Source organism: Lacticaseibacillus casei DSM 20011 = JCM 1134 = ATCC 393, from assembly GCF_000829055.1.
Lineage (GTDB): Bacteria > Bacillota > Bacilli > Lactobacillales > Lactobacillaceae > Lacticaseibacillus > Lacticaseibacillus casei.
On sequence record NZ_AP012544.1, the window covers coordinates 2,112,731 to 2,136,109 of the forward strand.

A 23,379-nucleotide genomic window follows, 5' to 3' on the forward strand; every position below is an offset into this window, starting at 1 on the left:
GCCAGTCGTTGAGGACAATCCCAGAACAGGCCGTTATCAAATAGAAGTTGTGGCGCTAGAGAGACTACTAGGCCATGCGGCGAACGCGCCGAGCTTCGGCCTCAAAGTTTTGCTGGGGTGTGCAGTAGCCCTGTTGTTTGCGAGGCAACTGATTCAAGCGGTCTTGCGTGGCCTGCACTTGACTAGGGCTAATGTCATCTAGGGACATGCCCTTAGGGAAGTCCTGGCGGATCATCCGGTTATGTGCCTCGTTGGTGCCACGGTCGCAGGACGTGTAAGGATGGGCGTAGAAGATCTCAGTTTCCGTCCCAGCAAAAGCAGTATTTAAGGCGGTGAACTCGGGTCCGTTGTCGGCTGTGATGGTCTTGATGCAAGCTCCCCATTCGCGCTTGATTCCACGCAATGCATAGCTCACAGAGTCTGCATCTCGTCCTTCGATCAAGCGGAGAAGTTGGCAACGGGTCTTGCGCTCAATCAGAGTCAAGATGACGCTCTCCTTGCCATTGCGTTTACCGACAATGGTATCCATCTCCCAGTGACCGAACTGCCTGCGTCGTTCAACGACCTTAGGCCGTTCCTCGATACTGCGGCCAGCCAGGCGCTTAGCCTTGGTGTGGTGCTGGTGAGAGGTCTTCCGCTTAGTCTTCTCCAACAGGTCGATATTTCGAATCTCTAGGCGTTGGTCGTCAATGTACTGGTACAAAGTCGAGGCACAAACAAGCTCTTCAGGAGTAAACAGCTTGTGTCGCTTGGCATAGCCGATTGAAGCATCCGGCGACCATTTGTCCTGCTTAGCTCGCTGTACGTACCAGGCTAAGAAGACCTGTACGCTGGCGAACTTGTCAGGACGATGACAGCTCAAGCGTGCAGTCTCGTAACGTACCTGAGCAGCCTCTGGCAGGTATTGTCGATGGTAGACGCGCTTGCCATTACTCTTCTTGACCTGATCTACTGTACCTCGCTTGATTTCATTATTAATGGTCTGCGGGCAGACGCCAATTTCAGCAGCAATCCAACGATTGGACTTCCCAGCTTGGCGGAATCCGGCCACTTTTCCGCGCTCGAGTGATGTTAAGTGCTGACCTTTTTGGCGGTGTGTGCTATCCTGTTTCTGCATCAAGACAATATCCTCTTCCATTGTTTGGGTAGGAACTTCAATGATACAGGATATCTGTTCTTGATGTTTTTTATTGTCCAAAAAATTTTGAGACAGTGGCTAACTTGATTCTAAAATGCGCGGATATTTATTTTTTAAAAACCAAAAACCCAAAAAACAGGATGGAAATCATGCTTCTCAAATTTTTTCAAATCACAATGGTGTTATGATATTGGCCGACACGCCCGTCCGCAAACGCTTCCCGGACGTTCTGTTTTCTATCTTTTTCACGATTGTAGCAATAATCCATTTGTTTGTGAAAATAAACGTCACGGGCGAATAATTTCATGAATGAGCGGTGACTTTTTCGGCGCTGAGGAGCCAATGTGATAGGCTTTTTGGACTAGTCCAACAATATCGGCGACATTTTTCGTATCCGTGTGCAACATCACAAGCGTATCGCCTTTCGACACCGGTGTTCCCAGTTTCTTGTGCAAAACCAATCCGACTGCTAAATCCAAAACGTCATCTTTTTTGGCCCGCCCACCACCGAGCTGCATCGCTGCTAGGCCAAGCGCATTCGTGTCAATTTGATCGACAACGCCGCTTTCATCTGCAGTCACGGGAATCCGATACTTGGCTTGCGGTAATTTTCGCGGATCGTCAACGACAGCGGGATCGCCGCCTTGTGCTTGAATTAATTGCTTAAATGCAGTCAAAGCGCGCCCGTCCCGCAAAGCGTCTTCGGCTAAACCGCTGGCAACTTCCAAACTGGGAGCCTTGCCGCCTAGTACCAGCATTTGCGCTGCTAAAGCGACGGTCAGATCATGCACATCACGCGGCCCGCGATTTTTCAGTACCGCAATGGATTCGGCAATTTCCAGACTATTCCCGATCGTAATCCCCAGTGGCTGATTCATGTCAGTCAATAAGGCGACGCTTTTGACGCCGGCGATCTGGCTAATGCTGACCAAAGCCTTGGCTAAGGCCCGTGCATCTTTGATGGTTTTCATAAACGCACCATTGCCGACTTTGACATCGAAGACTAAGGCATTGGTGCCGCTGGCCAGTTTTTTGCTCATGATGGAGCCGGCAATAAGTGGTATCGATTCCACAGTGCCCGTCACATCACGCAACGCATAAATCCGGCGATCCGCTGGGGCAACTTCGCGGCTGGCGCTGACAATCGCTTCGTGGATCGTCTGCACCTGCTTTTTAAACTCTGCCTCGGTTTCGGTGACGTTGAAACCGGGGATACTCTCGAGCTTATCAAGCGTCCCCCCTGTATGGCCAAGCCCGCGACCGGAAATCATCGGCACCGGCACGCCTAAGCACGCAACCAGCGGCGCCAACGGAATACTGATCTTGTCGCCTACCCCACCGGTGCTGTGCTTATCGACCTTAATACCGGGGATTTCGCTGAGATCAAGAACATCGCCGGAGTGTAACATTGCAAACGCAAAATGGTTGCGTTCGGCATCCGTCATACCATTGAAGTAAACCGCCATCAAAAAGGCACTCATCTGATAGTCAGGAATCTTGCCAGCGGTATATTGTTCAATCATCCAGGTCAGCTCTTCATTTGTCAGCTCACCTCGATCGCGTTTCTTCGTGATCAAATCGACCATGCGCATCTTTTATCACCCTTACCTTTAATTCTGTTCCTATAACTATTGTAACGCGTTAGCTGCTGCCTATGTTAAACTCAAGTCATTCTAGGCTTTAACAAAGGAGAAACCGATGGACTTCGACACGCTACATGCTTTAGGTAAAACGGAACTGCACTGCCATCTTGACGGCTCATTATCGCTAAGCTGCATTCGCCAACTCGCCAAAATGATCAATCGCCCTTTGCCGGCCTCCGATGACGCCTTGCGCCAACTCGTTCAGGCGCCGACCGATTCTGAAAATCTGGCTGATTATCTCAAAACTTTTGACTTTGTTGCCCCACTGCTCCAGACCAAAAAAGCTTTACAATTGGCGGCTTTCGATGTTGTCGCCCAGGCGGCGGAAGAAAATGTTCGGTATATCGAAATCAGATTTGCCCCAGCGTTCTCAATCAGCGGCGGCTTGTCTTTAAGTGAAGCAACCGAGGCTGTCATCGAAGGTCTGCACCAGGCCATGACCAAGTTCGACATTGTTGCTAAAGCGCTTGTCTGCGGCATGCGTCAGTTACCTAATGCTGATAATCAAACAATGTTCCGTACCAATGCCGCGTTGCTAGGTAACGGGTTGGTCGGCGGCGATTTTGCCGGCAACGAGGCTGATTTTCCCACCAGCGTGTGCGCTCCTGCGATCAAAACTGCGCAAGCGCTCGGCGTTCCATTAACTTTTCACGCCGGCGAATGTCACTGTCCGCAAAATATTGCCGAAGCTATCTTCCTTGGCATTCCGCGAATTGGTCACGCCACTGCCTGCTTCGATCAACCAGACCTCATTCAAAAGATCGTCCAGACCCATACCACGATCGAACTGTGCCTGACCAGCAACCTGCAAACCAAAGCGGCCCGGTCGCTAGATGAGTTCCCGTATCAAGCGCTCAAAGCTGCCGGTGCTGCTATCACCATCAACACCGACAACCGCACTGTTTCCAATACGACTCTGACCCACGAGTACGAGCTGTATCAAACCTACTTTAAAACCACCGCTGCAGACTTCTTGGCCTTCAATTTAAACGCCATTAACGCCGCGTTCATTTCCGAACCGGCCAAGCAAACATTGCGCAATCGGTTGCAGCAGGATTATGCGGCTTTTCTGTAGGTTGATAGGCATTTGGGTTAAGACCGCAAACTCCGCCAGTCTGTTCCTTAAAGTCCTTAACCATTACTTAAGGGAAAAGCCACAACTTCATCATCAATTTTCCCCAGATTCATCCCGGTTGATTCGTGATATCACCACATGGTCTGGTTATGCTGGTTTTATCAACAAATGAAAGGATGATTCTTATGTTGATTAACCAAACTGACTTTATTGCAACCCAGTTGCAGCAAATTGTTTACCCTAACATTAACGCCATCACTGAAACCGGCGTCCCCATTACGATCACAACGAATAAAAAACAGCGCGACGACCCTGCATTTTGGCAAAGCATCAGCGCTATTTTAAGAGCCCATCTCTGGGTTCCGGTTTCGAAAAAATATCATGAGTTAACCGACCATGACTGGCTGGCAACGCCTGCGTAGTCTTAAGACTGGTGGTTAGCGAATGCGGTGGCTGCCAGCACAAGTGTGAGAACGGCGTCTGGGGATAAGGCCTTGCTGACCGTCTCAATGTGGCCGCTGGTTGCCACTGCTCCGATGACTTCCAGACCATACTTCACGATGTTGAGATCGCGTTGAGGTGCATAACCACCATCGAAAACCGGTTCGTGGTTATATGTAAAATTCAGTTGATCATCTTTAATGGAGCCATCAACGTGATTGACCATAATGCGATCGTGAGTAGCCGTCAGGGGTGCCTGATCGTCTGGTAGATTCAATTTGTGATCTGACTCAGTTGTGTAATAGTCGGTCTGTTTCATGTGCAGGTATTTCTCAGCCGGCTTTTTGAGCACTTTCAAATAATCCACAATGGCATATACCTTCGTGGGATCCAGTTGGGTGGTTTTGGCCATCAGCTCATCGTTATGCGCTTCAAGCCAGTCTGCTAAATTACTAATACTAAACTGATCCATACTGTGCCTCCATCTTCATTGCTGATTCATACGCCAGTATAGCATGGACGCGCCATCTAATGTAGGTGATTGTCATAAACCTGTGACATTTCAAGTTATATAATGGAGTCGGGAGATGAGCACGATGCTAAGCAATCAAAAACCGTATCCGATCATTGATTATTTAGGCCGCCCTATCCGACTGCAATTATTTGTCACGTACCGATTACGCATAAAAAATGGCTATATCCTGGCATTACGGCGTAACCAACACCAACAGGCACTGCCGAATCTCCTAGTCAAACACGCAAGTTAAAGTTGTCGACTGGCGATATCGATTCGTCCAATCGCCTTCAGATCAAACGACCCTAGAGGCAAAACAAGTCTCTAGGGTCGTTTACGTTTTAGCCGCTGTTGATCACCAACTGACTCTCAAATCAAAAATGGTTCATTCATCGGGTCGTTTTTCCAGCTTAGGTCCACGTGGTGTCACAATTGCCATCATGGCAACTGTCAAAATAATCAGCACCCCGCCCAGCACTTCGGCAAACCCTAGATGCATATGCAGGAAGGCTACCGATACAAGTGTTGCGCCCAACGGCTCGAACGCATCCAGTAAGGTTGCTGCTGTTGGCGAAATAAACTGTAGGCTGGCAAGGTACACCGAATAAGCGATAATCGTTCCGAAAATCACAATAAACCAGTAACCGGCCCAGCCAGCGGCATCAAGATGCGGTATTTGTTTCCAAAAGGGATCAAACGCATCAACCAGGAATCCGCCCAACAATTGCGCCCAGGCTGTCACCACAATTGGTGAGTGCCGTTTTAAAAGTCCTGCCGGCAATAACGTATACGCGGCTGCAGCCAAGGCGGCCATGATGCCCCAAAAGAAAGCTGACGGGGAAATCGCCAAATGTGTCAGCCTGCCTTTAGTCACAACTAGTGCTGTCCCCAGCATGGCCATGCCAATCGTCAGTAAATCAATCCGACGCGGTTTTTCCCGCAATCGAAGTGCAAGAAAAACCAAGACCACGACCGGTGAAAGATACTGTAAAATCGTCGCGGTTGCGGCATTCGCCACGGCAACGGCCTTAAAATAAATATACTGCATGCCGATCATGCCAAATAACACAAAAATAATCAGCTGCAACGCATCACGCCGATTGCGCCACGGTGCCATGATGGCCGACCGATCTTTCCAAAAGGCCACCGCCATCAACACAACACCGGCAATCAGCATTTTCGAGCTAATTAACCAAGACACCTTGATGCCTTTATCAAACAGGGACTCGCTTACCGGGCCGGAAATACCCCAAAAACTTGACCCCATGATGGCTAGAAAAATCCCCCACAAGCGGATGCGTTTCAACGCCCTTGCCCCTTCTTGCGCTGATTGGATCAGTCTTCCATAACAACATGATCGTCAATTAATCCTGCGCCTTGCAAATAATTATACACGATTACCGGGCCGACGAAGGCAAAGCCGTGTTTTTTCATATCTTTGGCAATCTTCACCGACAGTGCGCTTTTAGTCGGTATCTCCGCTAGTGATTTGGGGCGGTTAACCAATGGCTTGCCGTCAACAAAGGCCCACAAATAATCATTTAAGCTGCCATACTCGGCCTGAATTTTTAAAATAGCGCGCGCGTTGGTAATCGTCGCTTCAATTTTCATGCGGTTGCGAATGATGTCGGCACGTTTTAACAAAGCATCCACATCTGGTTCATCCATCGCTGCCACTTGTTTAATATCAAAATGATGGAAAGCATCCTTGAAGGCAGCCCGCTTGCGTAACACGAGTTCCCAGTTTAAACCTGCCTGAAAAATTTCCAACGATAACAACTCAAATAGTTTTTGATCATCGTGAACCGGCACGCCCCATTCATGATCATGATAAGCGCGTAATTCCGGTGACATTTTGGCAACCCAATCCGTATAGCGTTTGCGTTCCTGGTAGCGACGCAATGCTGCTTCCGTTTTAGCCTCTGCAGTTCGATCGCTTGTATCTGCTATTTCAAATGACCTCCAAATCTTTGCTAATTGGTTATAGATACATTACGCCGCGATCTGTCAGAATGCCAGCAGTCACCCTCAAGTTATTGGATTTGTTTGTAACGCTTGCAACTTTATGATTGGCATAACGCGTTCGCCAGCCCAGAAACCTGCGTGTAAGGACCTCGGTCGCAATGGCAAAGAACGCCATCACGCCCAAGGCCACTTACACTCCAGTTTCTAACCGGGCTGGTTCACGCTCACCAAAAAAAGGTAAGCATCAGCGATTCAACGTCGCCGATGCCTACCTTACCAAAAGCTTATTTAGTTTTAACGATGAGCACATCGCATGGCGCGGTGCGGTTCACGTATTCGGTTACCGAACCGACCAGCACCCGCTCGACTGCGTTCAGCCCAGTGGCGCCAATGACGATCAGATCGTTGTGGTGGTCATGTGGAAAGTCAGTGGCGATAACCGTCTTGGGATTGCCAAAACGAATGTGGATGTCAATATCGGTCAGTCCTGTACTTTTAGCTTCTTCTTTCAAATTCTCTAAGTATTCCTGCGCATCTTGCGTCAGCTGATAAACCGCATCACCGGATATCATACCGCCATAGCTGCCGATAAACTGCTTGGTGTCAAGCACATTCAAAACATCCAAGTGGGCTTGGTTGGCCATTGCAACTTTAACAGCCTTACTGAAAGCTAACTCGGCTTCCTTTGACCCATCTACGGGTACAAGTAAGCGATCATATTCTTGGTCCATTCCGCTCACATCCTAACTTTCTTATTAACTTAAGCATAGAACGGTGAGGAAACGAATACAAGAAATAAATTTGGTCTTAACATGGTAATCGATCACCATACCATGTAAAATATACATCAGTACCAACCTTGAGGCGTCAACGTGGCAGGTCAAAGAACCGTCAATCAAAATTTATTTAAATATATTTTGATTTTGCGGTTCAATGATTGATTTAATACGTAATGATGCTATATTATAGTGAGTAAGCTTGTATTCTTAATTTTTAAGAATTCGGCGTCACACAAGAAAAAAAGAAGCGTGGTGAAATTTATGATTACAAATGGTGTTGGCAGTGTCTTGCGGCAAATCCGTAAGAGTCGTGGCGAATCAATTGTTGAAGTTGCCAAGGCGACGCACACGTCCCCTGCAAGCTTTACCAAGTGGGAGAACGATCAGACAATTCCAAGCGAACGCAGTATTCGAAAGCTTGCTGAATACTATGATGTCGATCCGCTTGATTTGTTAGGCGTTGCATATCCTGACAAGTACGCGAAACAAAAAGAGCAGGAAAAAGCAGCTGCAGAGGGTTCGACCATTCGGATTGAAGACCTGATCGGTAATAATTCCGTTTTGACCTACAATGGTTCCCCGCTTAGTTCCGGAACCAAGTCCCTTGTGGCAGCCTTCATTACCGGTTTAATTATTTCTCAACCGGAAGAATAGTTGCTTTGCGTTACACTGGGAGTCGTCTGCGGGCGGCTCTTTTTATATAGTCATTATGAAAACGTTTCATCCCGTTGCCGGTCACCATCAATGTCGCGTATACTAGGGTCAAACGTTTTCACGATGGAGGAATTAAATTTGGCACCTTATGTTCTTAATATTAAACACGGCTTAAATTTTCGCGAGCTTGGCGGGTATCGGACCAAATCCGGCCAGGTGATTAAATCTCACAAAATTATCCGCTCGGCAAAACTAAGTGAATTATCTGATGCGGATTTGGATTATTTGGCCGATTATGGACTGATTTCCGATGTGGACTTTCGCTCGCCCGAGGAACAAGCGGCCGAGCCCGATCGCTATCCGAACGTCGCTGAATACCACTTCGTCCCTGTCTTCCCAACCGACGAAACCAAAAGCAGCGAACAGGCTGATGCCCTGCAAAAGAGTTTCTCCCGCGATCCGCACGCTGGTTTCGAGAATATGGTCAAAACTTACGCCGATATTGTCAAAATGCCGTCCGCCCAAAAAGCCTATCGTCAATTTTTCGATATTCTGTTAAGTAACGACAGCGAAAACGGCGCTGTGCTGTTCCACTGCACAGCAGGTAAAGACCGTACCGGTATGGGCGCCGTTTATCTGCTATCGGCTTTGGGGGTCGATGGTCATACGATTCGGCAAGATTATTTGGCAACCAACGACCTGATTCAGCCGATGGTCGAAAAGAATCTTGCTGCGGCACGCAAACGCGGCGCAACGGATGCATTGCTCGCTAACATTCGTGACCTCGGTACCGTTTCGGGTGCCTTTCTCGACAGTGCACTGGCGACCATCGACGAAGAGTACGGCGGCATGAAAAATTATCTTCAAGACGCTCTGCAACTCACGCCGGCGGAAAAGCGCGACCTCCGGGAACTCTATCTTCAGTAATTAGCGATAAATTCGTCACAATCTGTTCACATTTTTCCGATATGTTAGCAGCGTCGTGAAAAAGCGATGTTCCGCCTCCTGTTCTTTTAACGAAAAACGTTGTTTGGCAATGGCTGGATAACGTTTTTTTGTGAGCGCGAACAGGAGCGTTTAGAAATCGGAAGCAAACCCTTACAAGGTCCTCAATAGTACGAGTGGCAAAAGGTGGTGTTTGTCCATCACGCCCGAAGCCTCTACACGCAGGTTTCTGCGCCGGTAAACGTGTTAATGGGCTTTGGGGCGTTCTGCAATTTTGCTTTCCCGCCACCGTTTCGCTAAAATAATGACATCATCAATGTTAGGAGGTTGGCGGCATGGATCTTAAGGAAACGATCAAAAGCCACGCGAAGGATTTGGGGATCGATAAAATCGGCTTTACCACCGCCGATGATTTTGCTGCATTAAAACCCAGTTTGCTGGCTCAAAAAGCCGCTGGCCATACAACCGGATTCGAACACCAAAATCTGGATGAACGGTTATATCCTGACAAGATCTTTGACCAGCCGCAGAGTATCATTGCCATTGCGCTGGCTTATCCATCCAAAATTCATGACCGTCCACCTCGCACCGGTCCTAAACGCGGTCGCTTTGCGCGGGCTAGTTGGGGCATTGATTATCACACCGTTTTGGATCGCAAGATGGACGCATTAATGCAATTTATCAAAGACACGGCTGCGACGGATACAGCCATCCGCTTCAAACCCATGGTCGACACTGGAGAATTAATCGATGTCGCCGTCGCCCAGCGCGCCGGGCTTGGTTTTATCGGCAAAAATGGCCTGCTAATCACGCCTGAATTTGGTTCCTATGTCTATTTAGGCGAAATCATCACGAATATTAAATTCGCACCGGATGAACCGATGGCTTGTCAATGTGGGACGTGTACCCGCTGTATTGACTTTTGTCCGCCCAAGGCACTGCTAGGCGATGGACGGATGAACGGTCAGCGGTGCCTGTCTTACCAAACTCAAACAAAGGGTTACATGGATCCGGAATTTCGGCCGATGATTCGCAATGTCTTGTACGGCTGTGATATCTGCCAACAGGTCTGCCCGTTTAATAAAGGCAAAGATTTTCATATACATCCCGAAATGGAACCTGATCCAGACACCGTGATGCCGGAATTAATTCCAATGCTAACGTTAAGCAATAGAGGCTTTAAGACCCGCTTCGGTAAACTGGCCGGGGCATGGCGCGGGAAAAAGCCGCTGCAGCGTAACGCCATCATTGCATTAGTTAACCTTCATGATCGCAGTGCTGTTCCGCACCTACTTGAGGTCATTGAAAACGACCCCCGCCCCATGATCAGGGCAACGGCCGCGTGGGCTATTAGCGAACTGGCCGCTGCCCCCACAGCTGAACTCACGACATTTTTGAAAAATGCTCAGGCTAAGGAAACCACCGAAGAAGCTCGCACCGAGTTTCAAAACGCAATTGATCGAATCGTCCAACGCTGAGCATGTTATAATAAAGTATAAGGATGAGAGGTGCCCACATTGAAATTATATCAAGGACTGATACAGGTGCAGGTCAACGAAGAGATGGCCGATGATGCGCCAGACTTCAACATTACAACCGATCTGGTTAAACCGTTACACTATTCGCCATCGGAATTGTACCGTTATTTAGATGCTGTTCTAAAACCCGGCAGCCGTCACGATCAAAATAATCTTAAATATGTCACGGATGCCGCGTTCATCGGCGAAAACTTTGATTTCAATTCGGTGCCTTTTACGGCCAAGTTGAAGGATTTTGAATTCAAAATGGCGTTTGCTCGAAATCTCGTGAGTGACCTCAATCGCCACGTTTCGGTTAATATCAATACAAAAGATCATGCTTTTGAACTGTTGTTTGTTGATTAAAAGCCTGCAAAAACATAGCTCCGTTCAAAAAAAGTACCCTGATTCCCCACCATGCATTGACACGGTGGTAATCAAGGTACTTTTTTGTACTAGCTTACTTTGAATTCAAGGCAGGCATCACAGCCGTTAATTGTTGAACCACCAAAACGCTGAGCGCCATTTTAAGCAGATCACCTGGAATATAGATCAAAACACTCAAAAGCGCCGGAACAAATGTCATATTCGTCGTCGCAGCCAACCACGCGGCGCCCAACAATTCCGTCAGCAGCACGCCGCCCAACGTCATCCCAAGGGCTTTGGTCACCCAAGAATCTTGCTTAAGGTAATGGGTAATGCCGGCATAGGCCAGCGGTGTCAGCAACCAACCATACATGAAGCCGGCAGTCGGCCCCATGAAGACGGCGATACCGCCGCGACCACCAGTTAATACGGGCAAGCCAAGCGCAGCCAATGCCAGCAACATGCCAATTGTGACCGTTGCCGACCGTTTCGGTAACAACATGGCCACCAACATGACGCCCATGTTCTGCAAAACAATCGGCACACCTAGAAAACCAACTGTGATCGGTGGCGCAAATGCCAATCCGATTAAGACTGCCAATAATAGCCCCATACGTGTTAGAATTTTTGTTTGCATGAAGTCACCATTCCCGTTCTATATTTTACTTAGAATACCATACCGTAACGGCATGCAGCATCAAAATTCGTTCAGAGCATGTCTCTTTTGTGTTCTTTTTCAAGAAAAGCTGTTTTTTAGCTAAAATAATCCGTGCTACTTTTCATCGGCCAATTTGCCTTCATAAGCCAATTTCTCGTTTTCATAGCTAAGCATGTGATCTTCAAAGTGATCGATCTTGTAGTCTAGGTACCGAAGTGTCTTGTTAATATTGTCACGCTGCGCCATTAAATGATCGCGCTGTTCGATAAACAAAGACTTTCTAGCAGCAATCGTCTGGTCGCCTTCACGTAAAAGTTTAACAAATTCAGAAAGCGCCTCAATCGACATCCCTGCTTTACGAAGAATCATGATGTAATAAACCCAATTCAGCGCATGTTCATCATACTCACGATACCCACTTGCGTTACGCGCAATATCGGGCAATAACCCGATACGCTCCCAATAACGCAACGTGTCTTTCGTCAGGTCAAACTTCTTACTAACCTCATCAATCGTCATAACAAGCTCACCTCGTCTTATTTAATGCGCCTACCAACAATCTTCATTTGCGCCTCAGGGTCACGGTGATCGAAGAACTGACTTTCCTTCATGTCTAAGCCGGCAATTTTCCCCATATCATCATCGTTCAATTTAAAATCGAAAATGTTAAAGTTCTCGATCATCCGATTTTTATGAACGGATTTAGGGATTGCCACAATACCACGTTGAGTCAGCCATCGTAAAATGACTTGCCCAACTGACTTGTTGTATTTGGCGCCAATTGCCGCTAATGTCGGATTTTTGAAGATATCGTGCTTCCCCTCCGCAAAGGGTGCCCATGCCTCTGGTTGGATGTCGTTGTTTTGCATAAATTTGACAGGTTCAAGTTGCTGATCCCAAGGATTAACCTCAATTTGATTCAGCGCAGGCGTCACATCGTTGAAAATTGCAATATCAGTCAATTGATCCGGCTCAAAATTAGACACACCAATTGCTCGAATTTTGCCTTCTTTATACAACTCCTCCATGGCGCGCCACGATCCGTGAACGTCTCCCCAAGGTTGATGGATTAAATACAAGTCAAGATAATCCAGCTGCAGTCGATCGAGCGAGGCTTGAAACGCCTTCTTGGTTGCCGCGTATCCCGTATCAGTCAACCAAAGCTTGGTTGTAATAAAAAGATCCTGACGATCAACACCACTACGTTTGATCGCTCGGCCAACGGCTTCTTCATTACCGTATGCTTGAGCAGTGTCGATCAACCGATAACCTGATTCAATCGCATCCAAAACTGCCTGTTCAGCAACATTGAGATCTGTAACCTGAAAGACGCCGAAGCCGAGGATCGGCATATCGACACCGTTGTTTAATTTAACTGTTTCCATGAAAATTTGCTCCTTACTTTTTGGTAAACCGGTTGATTCGAACTTTCAGTTTCTGCCAACGACTCTAATGTTGACTGTTGTTGTGAACGTGCCAGATAAGTTCGGTCCTTTTCTACTGTTATAAACTACGATTTCCAAATGACCTACAGAAAAATGTCATGCATTCCGATTTGTATGTTTTACTAGGTATGCTTGAACTCATCATCAAGAACTTAAGAATTGTAAGAAATATCAATATTCAGACACTGTGCTTCAACAACACCTCTATGATAAACCTTTGTCTGAACTCCAATGCAACAACAGTTATCATATTTTCTTTCGAGCGAACGTCATTCTTAGTCACTCTCCAAAAATAGAACGCATTTCATTAAAACCGGATCCAGTCTGAATACAATCAGTAATGATTCATATTTATGAAAATCTGCAAAAAAATAGCTGTGAACTTTATATCGTTCACAGCTCAGTCCTGCCCAGGCTGGATTCGAACCAGCGACCCTTTGATTAACAGTCAAGCATTCTACCACTGAACTACTGGGCAATTAACATGTCTATTATATTCTCATGTTTCTTAGCAGAATGCAATACTTTTGTTTAACTTTTCCGAACTTTTTTCAGTGTTTCCTTAGACAAGCTCCCTGCTGTGTTAAATCAGGCCTCGTTAAGCTGTTAACTCATCGCCGACAAACCTGCAAGATCAACCGACATCTTGGGTCATTTTCCTCTATAATGAATGTGAAAGGTTGTGAACCTATGGACACGCCATATCCTAATATGCAAGATAATCCCAACATGCCATTCGAATCAGGTGACGATCAACCAGTGTGGCAGGCGCTCGTTAAGAAAATGCCGCCAGTAACGGATCTGCGTGTGCTTGTGATTCATTGTGGTGACGGCTGGTTTTGCCGCTATGCCTTGAACCATGGTGCGGCTGCCGTACTGGGCATTGATACCGATACCGCTGCCATCCAAAGTGCCCGTGCAGTGGCCAGTTCCGATCGGCTGCGCTATCGCATCATGCCTGATCATTGGTTAAAACTGCTGACCGGCCCTTACGATCTGATTGTCGGCGCGTTTAACCAATCCCCTGCCGAGTTGCGCACTATCACCCATGTACTTAGTCAATTACTTAGCGCTAAAGGGCAGCTCATTGCAGCGGTGGCGCCGCCTAAACAGCCAACTGGCGACCAGCTTGCCGTTGATGAACTGATTAGTTCCCAGCTGGTGATTAATCGCTGGTTTCAGGTCACCGATAAACGGTTAACCCAGACTGCGCAACTTTATTTACTGCTTAGTTCCCGCGTACGGTGACTCTTCGCAAAAACGTGACAGAGAATACCTTCACTGACCCAGATAGTCCATGAACGACCATAAACGCGTTCTCCGGCGCAGAAGCTTGCATGTAAGGACCTTGGTCGCAATGGCCTAAGCCCAGGCCATCACGCCAAGGCCGCTTACACTCCAGCTTCTAACCGCGCCAGTTCACGCTCTGGCTTAAACGCGTTCTCCGGCGCAGAAGTCTGCGTATAAGGACCTTGGTCGCGATGGCCTAAACCCGGGCCATCACGCCCAAGGCCACTTATACTCCGACTTCTAACCGCGCCAGTTCACGCTCTGCAAAAAAACGCACTCGTTGCTTCCCTGTATTGGGAAACTGCGAGTGCGTTTATTTTTGAATCAAGTTAATGGCAAATCGCTTTAGCCAATCACTTCAACCGTTGCAGAGAGAACCCCTGCTGAAGGAATCTGGTTGTTTGGCATTGCAACGTCAAGCTGACGTGGGTTGCCTGCTGCAAATGAACCTGTGTCATTGACGGTCCGTTCTAAGACCTGACCATTTGACATGGTGATGCGTAACTTGGTGCCTTTAGGGAAGACACTTAAGTTGGCGGCAACACCACCATAACCTAAGCTGCTACCTAAAACAGACGGATCATAGAAACTGATCTTGAAGGTGCCTTGGTTGCTAGTTGCTTGTTGTTGGGTTGCCTGTTGAGGTTGAGCTGTCTGAACCGCTGTCTGCGTTGTCTGAACGGTTGCCTGGCTGGCAGGTTGTTGTGCCTGCTGTTGTTGAGCGGCAGCCTTAGATGCAGCAGCTTGTTGTTGCTGGAGCGCAGCTTGCGAAGCAGCAGCTGCTTGTTGTGCTTGCTGTTGGGCAGCGGCCGATTGCTGAGCCTGTTGCTGAGCAGCGGCTTGCGAAGCGGCAGCAGCTTGCTGATCCTGTTGTTGTGCCTGTTGCTGGGCAGCTGCCTGAGCTGCACTTGATGCGGCCGCACTTGATGCTGCAGCATCTTGAGCAGCAGCACTCGATGACGCCTGAGCATTGTTAGAAGTTGACTGAGCTACCTGTTCTGCAGGTGAAGTTGTCTGCGTCGGTGCGGCACTTGCATCAGCCTGCTGGGTTAATGGTGCCAGTTGCTGCAAAGTATTGATGCTCAAGTAGCGTTCTGGAACCCAACCGTGATCGGCAGTTTCATACCAAATTTCCGAATAAACTTTTTTACTGTTAACAAATTGAAGATGTTCGCCAGTTGTAACGTAACGTTTTGCTTGTTGTCCCACTGTCGGTGAGGTCCAAACGGTTGTTGCGCCGCCATTATAGGTAACATTGGCTTCGGTTTTATCACTAGCTGGTGCACTGACGGTTGTCGAATCAGTATCTTTCGTTGCTGCGCTAACGTGACTAGGTTTGGACAAAGCAACGGCGGATAATGCAACGGCTGAGAATAATACTGTACTTAAGAGCTTTTTCATGTTCGTAGTTCCTCCTGATTTCATGTGGTGACTTAACTAACTGTGGCTTAGTATAGTCAGTCAGTATTACGAACATGTATTCGCGGTGTTGCGGTTACGTTAAGTTCTATGACAAAAGATTACATTAGGTTACATCCTTAACATTAAAAACCGCAACCCCCTGCTGTAGCGCGGTTTTTCTTTCAGCGTAACTTCAAAAAATCTTTGCGAATAACCTTGATTTTTCGCGTCAATCGTCAATAAAAAGTTGTTTTTACGCATTTTTAGCCAAAAAGTTGCTCAAGTAGCCCACTAAGAACCTTGTGTCCGGGTGCCAAAATGGCTTCATTAACCGGGCCTTGCGGTTTACCGGCAGCGGTCCCCATCGCTGTAATCATGGTCGGCGTCACTTCCAGATGAAACTGCAACCCGACGATCCGATCGTGATACTTAAACCCTTGAAGTGCCTGGTCATTTTCGTATAACACTTGGCTGCCCGGCAATCGGCTCATCGCTTCCCCATGCCAATGGAAAACGTTAAGCAGCGTCCCATCACTGGTCCTGACCGTGCCGATTCCTTCTTCCGGTTTTTCCATCGGGTAGACGTTGGCACCAAAAGCCTTGGTGATCTGCTGAGCTCCCAAGCATATGCCAAGGACCGGTCGATTCAGTTTATTCAAACTGCGAATCAAGATCCGTTCAGCTGCTAGCCAAGCGAGATCGTCATTGACGCTCATGGGGCCGCCAAGCACAATCAAGCCATCAATGTCTGCCGGATTCAGTTGCGCAATCGGATCGCCTTGATCAGGCCGGTAAGTGACAGTTTCGATTGAATGCTTATCGACCCAGTCTTGAATGACCCCTAAGCCTTCAGCATCTGCGTGTTGCATGACTGTGAGTTTCATCGGTTAATTCCTTTCTTCCTTTATTCGTCTTCACCTTTTAAAGCGGCCGCAAATGACTTAATCGTTCTCATTTGCGGATCGTAAATTGCAAAATAGACGCGTTTGAATGCGCCAGCAAACTCCGGTAACAGCAATGCCTTCCGAAAAACGCCAGCAACCGGCTTAACTGGGTTACCAAAAACGCCGGTACCGAATGCTCCCAGAATTAACTGGTCAACGTCATGCGCCTTAAACGCCCGCAGCGTCTGCAAAACCTTAAATGCAATATCTTTCATGGCTGTCGCATCATCTAATTGCGGATCGACGCGACGATCAGGCGCGGCAACGGTGACGACATCGACATATTTTTTTGGCAAACGGCGTCCCTGATCGTCAAAAACCTGCCGCACATGTTCTGCATAAATAAGTTTCGAGCTAAACAGGCCGCGATTAGGCTGCTTGCAGTTCTGATCATAATAATCCGCCATATGCTGTTCCAGCGCCGGCACCAAAAATGTTCCCTTCGCAATCGCTTCTTCCTGCGCCCGCGCGCCAAACGCCACACCACCGCCTGGATGAACCGGACTGGCAAAGTTCATCACGCCGACTTTGCCAGTCAACTCACTCATTAGTTGAAAAACATCCACGTTGCGAATCGCAATCTGCGGCATTTCCGTCCCTGTTGCCGGTGTCCGTGGCAGCGGTTTGCTAATCAGCTGGGTTTTGGGCATTTCTGGTTCGGCTTTAAAAACCTTCATCGTCTCCCAATACATTTTGACTTGTTCCATTTCGGCTTCTCCCCTCGAATCGCATACTCGTTGATACCAGCATAACGCATAATATAGAAGCAATCGATGAATTATCGTTCATTTGGCTCATTCAATGTTAAAATTAAGTTTGTAAAGCTACATGAAATGAGGAATGGAATACATGGAAAGTGGCCAAATCGTCCCCAATTTATTGGTGATGCTTGTCACCTTTTTCTTCGCAGCGTTTTTTGTTGCCTGTGAATTTGCACTGGTTCAAAGTCGTCCAAGTGCCTTGGAGGAAATGATCGACAAAGGCACTGGGCGCAAAGCGAAAATTGAGCGCGCCTTGCGCATGGTTCACAACTTAAATGAGTATCTGTCAACGACCCAGGTTGGTGTTTCACTGGCCGGCATCATTTTAGGGTGGATCGGGGAAACCACCGTTGAATTCTTGCTGGTTGATCTGTTTGGCCTGACCCACTTAAGTTTGCCAAATGGCAGCCTGCATGCGGTCGGCGCTATTTTGGGGGTTATTATTTTAACCTACCTGGAAGTGGTGCTCACCGAAATTGTTCCGAAAAACATTTCTATTGATTATCCAATTAAAACGTTAATGTTGGTTGTGACGCCGCTACATTACTTCCATATCTTGTTCTTCCCATTTGTCTGGTTGCTGAACGTCAGCGCCACCGGCATTGTCAAAATGATGGGCATGAAGCCAGCCGATGAAGGTAACGAGGCCTTCTCCCAAGCCGAAATTTTGAACCTTAGTAAGAATGCTGTTACTTCCGGCGACATGGAACAAAATGATGTCATTTATATGCAGCGGGCATTTGAGCTCAATGACAAAACGGCCAAAGACATCATGGTTGATCGTACCAGCCTGTTTGTGATCGATATTAATACCACCGTTAAGGAAGCCTTGCGCGACTATCTAACTCAAGGCTATAGCCGGTTCCCGGTTGTGGCAAACGGTGACAAAGATAAGATTCTGGGGTATGTCTACATCTATGATCTCGTCAAGCAAGGGCAAGTCGATCCATCCGTGAAAGTCTCCAAGCTGCTGCGTTCGATTATCAATGTGCCTGAAGTTACCCCGATTCACAATATTTTGACGCAAATGATCAAGAAACAAACGCCAATTGTTGTGGTCGTCGATGAATACGGTGGCACTAGCGGCATCGTCACTGATAAAGATATTTATGAAGAGCTGTTTGGTACGGTTAAAGATGAAATCGACGATGTCTCCGACGAGTACATTCGGAAAACCGACGATCCCAAAGTCTTTCGAGTCAGCGGCAAGACGACACTCTGGGACTTTGAACGTTTCTTCCACACTAATATCAAAGCGTTCACGGATTCCGAGATCATCACCATTGCCGGCTTTATCATGGAAACGCATCCCGATCTGAAGTTGCATGACAAAGTCAAAATCGATCACTTCAACTTCACCGTCGCTGATTTTTCCCGCGGCTTCGCCAACTGGTTTGACGTCACCCAGGATCCAAAGCCGGTCAAGCAAACCGTTGCTGAGGAAGTTAAAGAGGCAAAAGATAAGAAGCAGGAATAGTTGGCAGCGTTAAAGTCTTGCGGCTGAAAATTTTTTTGCCGTGCCAAACTCCGCAATCTCCGGCCAGCTGGTGCTGGAACGCTGTGGGCACGACTTCGAGCCCGCAAAGTACGCGGTCTCGAAGCTCGGCCTCATTGTAGGCGGTAAACCGCCAACAATGATTTCACAGCTGAGCCCCATCTGGCCTACGATTGCTCCGCTTTGGCACTCATATCATAAATAACCCAACTGAATCACCCATGGAAACAAAAGGTGACCATACTCAACCATTATCGCAGAGTATGGTCACCTTTTTATTGTAACTATGAATTATGACTCAGCAACATTTTGTAGCTCTGCTAAATCGCCGCAAAACCATTTTCCAAACTCACACTTCACGGCCAACCCTATTTTCCCCAGATAAACTGCAACATCGCGCGGTCGACCGTCACATTGTGTTCATGGAGCTGGCTGTGTTGGGCATGGGGGCCAGTGACTTCAAGTGTCTGATACTTGGTGAGGCCACGAAGCAGATAGCCTAAGCTCAAGGCAGAGTTGACGCTCACAACAGTATCGGTATCCGTACCGTCTTGAACATTGCCGTAAATATTCAACACCGACTTAGCGCGAAAATGTGTACGATTCTTCAATAGCCGCGCATACTCCGGGCGAATCAGGTTCGGCCGCCCATCTGCTGCAAGCTGTAACTGATGTGGCTGGTCATTCCAGCCGAGCAAGCCGTCGTACGGGCCGGCGATCGCAACGACTTTTTCCAATTCAATCGGTGTTTGCGCCATCGCCGCCGCAATGACGGCATAGGCACCCATACTATGACCCACGGCGTTTAACTTCACCACGCCATAGCGCTCATGCAGCATCGTAAAAATTTTAGCCAGCCACTGACTATCTACTTCCTCGCCAGCAGTGTTGTTTTGAAAAATCACTTGAATAATCGGCGCAGCAGTGGTGTGTAACGTACCACGAACATCTAACTGACCCGTTGGACTTACCGTAATCACCATACTGCGTTTAGCTACCCCCGCAGCTTCGGCGCCTTCAATCAGCTGATCGGTTGAAAAAGCCGTACCCCGATAACCATGAACGAAAATGGTCGGTGTCGTGTCCGCTTCCACCAATTGCGTGCCTGGCGCCAGCCCAACGAGTAAAATCACCACGACCAGCAATAACCGTTTAATTAAACGCATATAATCCCCCGCCTTGCCAACGTTCCCGAACGCAGCGGCCCGCATAAGCAAGGAAAAGAGGAATCGTGACACCGGCAATCACCAGCACAAGTATATTAGGATCACCGAACTTCTCCAAAACATAGCCGACCGCTTTATGACCATACATTATAGGTAGTGTACTACGGCCAATGCGATCTAACCAGTTTCCTGCAAAAGTTCCTGACACTATTTTGGCTCCAGCAAATAAACCACCGCAGATAATGACTGGCGCCCATCCCGCCAGAAGTGGATCAGTTAAGTGATGGGATTTCATATAAAGCAAAAAGTCGATTTGGCCACGCGACTGGGCAGTAAACAGCACTGCGAAAAGGCCGACAGCGACCACCATAAACCACGGCTTGGTGACAATTTGCCGGGCATAATGGAATAACCACCAGCCGACAAACATATACGGCAAAGCAACCAGTACTAAATCAAGGTTGCCTGGAATCGGAAATCCTAAAGCTGCCTCAGCGTTAGGATAACTGAACCCTAACCAGAAAAGTCCGGCCATTAAAACCGCCTCTTGCCAGACTTTTGGCATATAGCCACGTAATAGACTAAACAGCAAACTACTGAAGGCATAAACTGTCATAAACCAAAAGACCGATAAATAACCATTCAGTTCGGTTCCGCCATAAACCAGTCGCCGCAAATAATCCAGGGTAAATGCAGGCGTGCGTTGCTCAACCACAAATTCAGCAAAATCAGCCCCACGCCGTATCCAAAATACTGCTTGAACATTGGCCAGAACCGTCGCCTCAGATAATCTCTTAAAGTCGGCAACGTTGTCGGCTTGACGAAGAAACCGCCAATCATAAAGAACAATGGCATATGCCACCAATATAAGCTTTCATAAAACGTTGTATTGCGCGGATAGAAATGCCCCAACACAACTGCAATGATTCCGAGGCCTTTGGCAACATCAATCCATTCAATGCGTTGATGCGTCGATTGGACTTTCACGTTTTGAAACGCCCCTTCCGTATTCATTAACTTACTTTTAGGCTAACAAGTCGCAACGATGTTTTTTTGATACCTTTTTAAAGATTTTGTGAAGGCCATTCACCCAAACCTGCTGTTGACGTGCTAGACTGGATTATAACGTTTTTAGAAAGGACACGATTTTGTTGACACCAACTGATGTTAATGGGCATCCATATAATCGTTTGCTACTTGTCATCACCCTATTGATCGGCACGTTTACGACCTTCTTAACTCAAACCATTCTCACCACGGCTTATCCGACACTGATGGCTGATTTTCATATTAGCGCCAGCGCGGTTCAGTGGCTGACAACCGGCTTCATGTTAATTATGGGTATCATGATTCCGGTTTCCGCGTGGCTGTTGGACAAATTCAACGTCAAACACCTTTATTTGACGGCCATGACCATTTTCTTCTTAGGTTCGCTGATTTGCTGGCTTGCCGGCGATTTTCAGATGCTGCTGGCCGGCCGCCTCATCCAGGCGATTGGTGTCGGCATGTCCATGCCCACCTTTCAGACCGTGATGTTCACTATCTTCCCGCCGGAAAAACGCGGCAGCGCCATGGGCTTAGCGGGCATCGTCATTGGCTTGGCGCCGGCAATCGGTCCGACGCTTTCCGGCTGGATTTTGCTGCATCATACCTGGCGTGCGTTATTCGCCGTCATCATGCCAATTGCTGCCGGGGTTGTGTTACTGGCCACTTACAGCATGCGGAAAGTTTTGCCGACGTCACATCCCAAGATTGACGTGCCATCGATTATTGCTTCGACGCTTGGGTTTGGCGGCTTATTGTATGGCTTCTCAACAGTCGGCGATGCCGGCTGGACGGACACTCAGGTTCTGATCAGTCTCGCGATTGGCATTATCTTTGTCGCCTTGTTCTGCTGGCGGCAACTGCATCTCAAAACACCGCTACTGGAATTGCGAGTCTTTAAATCCAAGACCTTCACGTTAAGTGTCATTTTGACCGCGGTCGCCTTTATGTCGATGGTCGGGGTTGAAATGGTGCTGCCGATGTATATTCAGACAATTCGTGGCGAAAGTGCCTTTCATTCCGGGATGATTTTGTTCCCGGGGGCAATTATGATGGGGATCATGAGTCCGATCACCGGCCGGATTTTCGATCGAATTGGCGCCAAACGTTTGGCTGTCGCTGGCCTGTTTCTGCTGGTCACCGGCACCTTGCCGTTGATGACGTTAACTGAAACCACGCCGCTGATTTATATCACGACAGTTTATACCGTGCGGATGTTCGGGATCACCATGGTCACTATGCCGGTCACGACTGCCGGGATGAACGCCTTACCGACGCATTTAATAAACCACGGAACGGCCGTGAACAACACGATTCGGCAAGTGGCGGCATCAATTGGGACCGCGATCCTGGTCTCTGTTTTGTCGGTCGTCACCAAGGGCGCAACGCCGGCAGCTAGCGGCAAGGCCCTTGATCCAATTGATTACGCCAACGCGCTACATCAGGCCACCTTGGCTGGCTATCGGGCGGCTTTTGCCGTTTCGTTGGTCATGGCAGCGCTAGGCTTAATACTGAGCTTCTTCTTGAAAAATGACGCCATGGATCGGAGGGACGCCTCATGATTATCTTATTGTTGATCATCGGTGCCATCGCCTTTTTCTGGGCTGTCGTGTTAATGAAACCCAGCCGCCAGCGGCCATTAGCCATCATTGTGAGTGGCTTGCTGGTTTTAGGCCCGATTGCTTTGTTGAGTGTGAATGATCTTTACCATGTTGGGTTTACGATTGACGAAACCACCGAGTTGCAACCACTGGCACCCATGAATGACCAATTGCAGATTATCAGCCAGCCCATCGGTACGGCTAAAAAACATATTGCTTACCGCTACCGGATTTCCGGCGACGCCATCGATCACACAGTCAAGCCAAGTGCCACCATCAAGACGAAACTGAAACACGGCACCATTCCGCAAGTCGCTGTCACCGAGCAGAAACTCAAATACAGCAACGTCTTTGCCGCCATCATGTTTGCCGGCTCCGGGGAACAAGGCAAAACCATCGGCAAGGTCTACACCTTCACCCTACCAAGCAACTGGCAGGTTGTTAAATCACCTAAGAGTTAGAGATATTGAATAATCCATTAGTGACAGCATTCAAAAAAGACAAATGGCGCCCTATAACCCACACACGGGAGGAGCG

The 23,379-nt window shown here is 48.1% G+C and carries 25 protein-coding genes and 1 tRNA gene; 10 read left to right on the forward strand and 16 right to left on the reverse strand.

The window, feature by feature from the left end; all coding sequences use genetic code 11:
- Nucleotides 1-67: 67 nt before the first annotated feature.
- Nucleotides 68-1,117: an IS30 family transposase gene (locus tag LBCZ_RS10215; RefSeq protein WP_039639281.1), complete on the reverse strand. Its 1,050-nt coding sequence runs from the start codon at nt 1,115-1,117 to the stop codon at nt 68-70.
- Between the two features lie 308 nt (nt 1,118-1,425).
- Nucleotides 1,426-2,730 (reverse strand): pyrimidine-nucleoside phosphorylase, encoded by a 1,305-nt coding sequence (locus tag LBCZ_RS10220; protein ID WP_025012744.1) that lies wholly within the window; start codon nt 2,728-2,730, stop codon nt 1,426-1,428.
- A gap of 106 nt (nt 2,731-2,836) precedes the next feature.
- Between LBCZ_RS10220 and add the strand changes: the two genes are divergently transcribed.
- Nucleotides 2,837-3,856 carry an adenosine deaminase gene (gene add, locus LBCZ_RS10225; RefSeq protein WP_025012743.1) on the forward strand — a complete coding sequence of 340 codons (1,020 nt, stop codon included), beginning with the start codon at nt 2,837-2,839 and terminating at the stop codon, nt 3,854-3,856.
- A gap of 185 nt (nt 3,857-4,041) precedes the next feature.
- A complete protein-coding gene (locus tag LBCZ_RS10230; RefSeq protein ID WP_010491898.1) occupies nt 4,042-4,278 on the forward strand; it encodes a hypothetical protein in 237 nt (78 codons plus the stop codon).
- A 2-nt stretch (nt 4,279-4,280) separates the two neighbouring features.
- Here the strand turns inward: LBCZ_RS10230 and LBCZ_RS10235 are convergent, their stop codons facing one another.
- From LBCZ_RS10235 to LBCZ_RS10255, 4 genes are all read right to left on the reverse strand, one after another.
- Nucleotides 4,281-4,769, reverse strand: a complete 489-nt coding sequence (locus LBCZ_RS10235; RefSeq protein ID WP_010491900.1) for a hypothetical protein — start codon at nt 4,767-4,769, stop codon at nt 4,281-4,283.
- 427 nt (nt 4,770-5,196) lie between these two features.
- Entirely contained in the window at nt 5,197-6,117 is a 921-nt protein-coding gene (locus LBCZ_RS10245; protein WP_010491905.1) for a DMT family transporter, read from the reverse strand.
- Nucleotides 6,118-6,146: 29 nt separating this feature from the next.
- Nucleotides 6,147-6,761, reverse strand: a complete 615-nt coding sequence (locus LBCZ_RS10250; RefSeq protein ID WP_025012742.1) for a DNA-3-methyladenine glycosylase I — start codon at nt 6,759-6,761, stop codon at nt 6,147-6,149.
- Between the two features lie 299 nt (nt 6,762-7,060).
- Nucleotides 7,061-7,507: a universal stress protein gene (locus LBCZ_RS10255; protein WP_010491909.1), complete on the reverse strand. Its 447-nt coding sequence runs from the start codon at nt 7,505-7,507 to the stop codon at nt 7,061-7,063.
- A 309-nt stretch (nt 7,508-7,816) separates the two neighbouring features.
- Between LBCZ_RS10255 and LBCZ_RS10260 the strand changes: the two genes are divergently transcribed.
- The 4 genes from LBCZ_RS10260 (at nt 7,817) to LBCZ_RS10275 (ending at nt 11,037) form a co-directional block, all read left to right on the forward strand.
- A complete protein-coding gene (locus LBCZ_RS10260; RefSeq protein ID WP_010491911.1) occupies nt 7,817-8,209 on the forward strand; it encodes a helix-turn-helix domain-containing protein in 393 nt (130 codons plus the stop codon).
- Between the two features lie 138 nt (nt 8,210-8,347).
- Nucleotides 8,348-9,136 (forward strand): tyrosine-protein phosphatase, encoded by a 789-nt coding sequence (locus tag LBCZ_RS10265; RefSeq protein ID WP_025012741.1) that lies wholly within the window; start codon nt 8,348-8,350, stop codon nt 9,134-9,136.
- 353 nt (nt 9,137-9,489) lie between these two features.
- On the forward strand, nt 9,490-10,632 hold the full coding sequence (gene queG, locus LBCZ_RS10270) for a tRNA epoxyqueuosine(34) reductase QueG (RefSeq protein ID WP_025012740.1): 1,143 nt from the start codon (nt 9,490-9,492) through the stop codon (nt 10,630-10,632).
- A gap of 39 nt (nt 10,633-10,671) precedes the next feature.
- Nucleotides 10,672-11,037: a hypothetical protein gene (locus LBCZ_RS10275; RefSeq protein WP_025012739.1), complete on the forward strand. Its 366-nt coding sequence runs from the start codon at nt 10,672-10,674 to the stop codon at nt 11,035-11,037.
- 94 nt (nt 11,038-11,131) lie between these two features.
- Here LBCZ_RS10275 and LBCZ_RS10280 read toward each other — a convergent pair whose 3' ends face one another.
- The 4 genes from LBCZ_RS10280 to LBCZ_RS10295 all read right to left on the reverse strand — a co-directional run bounded on the left by LBCZ_RS10280 (nt 11,132) and on the right by LBCZ_RS10295 (nt 13,618).
- A complete protein-coding gene (locus tag LBCZ_RS10280; protein WP_025012738.1) occupies nt 11,132-11,674 on the reverse strand; it encodes a biotin transporter BioY in 543 nt (180 codons plus the stop codon).
- A gap of 135 nt (nt 11,675-11,809) precedes the next feature.
- Nucleotides 11,810-12,214: a MerR family transcriptional regulator gene (locus tag LBCZ_RS10285; RefSeq protein WP_010491921.1), complete on the reverse strand. Its 405-nt coding sequence runs from the start codon at nt 12,212-12,214 to the stop codon at nt 11,810-11,812.
- Between the two features lie 17 nt (nt 12,215-12,231).
- A complete protein-coding gene (locus LBCZ_RS10290; protein WP_010491922.1) occupies nt 12,232-13,080 on the reverse strand; it encodes an aldo/keto reductase in 849 nt (282 codons plus the stop codon).
- 466 nt (nt 13,081-13,546) lie between these two features.
- Nucleotides 13,547-13,618 (reverse strand) — tRNA-Asn (locus LBCZ_RS10295).
- 212 nt (nt 13,619-13,830) lie between these two features.
- On the opposite strand from LBCZ_RS10295, the gene LBCZ_RS10300 reads away from it, so the two are divergent.
- On the forward strand, nt 13,831-14,388 hold the full coding sequence (locus LBCZ_RS10300) for a class I SAM-dependent methyltransferase (RefSeq protein ID WP_025012737.1): 558 nt from the start codon (nt 13,831-13,833) through the stop codon (nt 14,386-14,388).
- Between the two features lie 387 nt (nt 14,389-14,775).
- Here LBCZ_RS10300 and LBCZ_RS10305 read toward each other — a convergent pair whose 3' ends face one another.
- From LBCZ_RS10305 to LBCZ_RS10315, 3 genes are all read right to left on the reverse strand, one after another.
- Nucleotides 14,776-15,831 (reverse strand): RlpA-like double-psi beta-barrel domain-containing protein, encoded by a 1,056-nt coding sequence (locus LBCZ_RS10305; RefSeq protein WP_025012736.1) that lies wholly within the window; start codon nt 15,829-15,831, stop codon nt 14,776-14,778.
- A gap of 263 nt (nt 15,832-16,094) precedes the next feature.
- Nucleotides 16,095-16,715 carry a type 1 glutamine amidotransferase gene (locus LBCZ_RS10310; protein WP_039639287.1) on the reverse strand — a complete coding sequence of 207 codons (621 nt, stop codon included), beginning with the start codon at nt 16,713-16,715 and terminating at the stop codon, nt 16,095-16,097.
- Nucleotides 16,716-16,735: 20 nt separating this feature from the next.
- Nucleotides 16,736-17,482: a TIGR02452 family protein gene (locus LBCZ_RS10315; protein WP_039639289.1), complete on the reverse strand. Its 747-nt coding sequence runs from the start codon at nt 17,480-17,482 to the stop codon at nt 16,736-16,738.
- A gap of 142 nt (nt 17,483-17,624) precedes the next feature.
- On the opposite strand from LBCZ_RS10315, the gene LBCZ_RS10320 reads away from it, so the two are divergent.
- A complete protein-coding gene (locus LBCZ_RS10320) occupies nt 17,625-19,013 on the forward strand; it encodes a hemolysin family protein (protein ID WP_010491934.1) in 1,389 nt (462 codons plus the stop codon).
- A 386-nt stretch (nt 19,014-19,399) separates the two neighbouring features.
- Here the strand turns inward: LBCZ_RS10320 and LBCZ_RS10325 are convergent, their stop codons facing one another.
- Genes LBCZ_RS10325 through LBCZ_RS16395 form a run of 3 tightly spaced genes read right to left on the reverse strand, consistent with a single transcriptional unit; the run spans nt 19,400 to nt 21,211 of the window.
- A complete protein-coding gene (locus tag LBCZ_RS10325) occupies nt 19,400-20,197 on the reverse strand; it encodes an alpha/beta hydrolase (RefSeq protein ID WP_025012735.1) in 798 nt (265 codons plus the stop codon).
- Nucleotides 20,184-20,912: an acyltransferase family protein gene (locus LBCZ_RS10330; RefSeq protein WP_225421674.1), complete on the reverse strand. Its 729-nt coding sequence runs from the start codon at nt 20,910-20,912 to the stop codon at nt 20,184-20,186. The genes LBCZ_RS10325 and LBCZ_RS10330 overlap by 14 nt, the downstream gene beginning before the upstream one ends.
- Entirely contained in the window at nt 20,840-21,211 is a 372-nt protein-coding gene (locus tag LBCZ_RS16395) for an acyltransferase family protein (RefSeq protein WP_225421675.1), read from the reverse strand. The genes LBCZ_RS10330 and LBCZ_RS16395 overlap by 73 nt, the downstream gene beginning before the upstream one ends.
- 134 nt (nt 21,212-21,345) lie before the next feature.
- Here LBCZ_RS16395 and LBCZ_RS10335 point away from each other — a divergent pair, with 134 nt between their 5' ends.
- A complete protein-coding gene (locus tag LBCZ_RS10335) occupies nt 21,346-22,803 on the forward strand; it encodes an MDR family MFS transporter (protein WP_025012734.1) in 1,458 nt (485 codons plus the stop codon).
- Nucleotides 22,800-23,303, forward strand: a complete 504-nt coding sequence (locus tag LBCZ_RS10340) for a DUF4811 domain-containing protein (protein ID WP_010491943.1) — start codon at nt 22,800-22,802, stop codon at nt 23,301-23,303. The genes LBCZ_RS10335 and LBCZ_RS10340 overlap by 4 nt, the downstream gene beginning before the upstream one ends.
- The last annotated feature ends 76 nt before the right edge of the window (nt 23,304-23,379 follow it).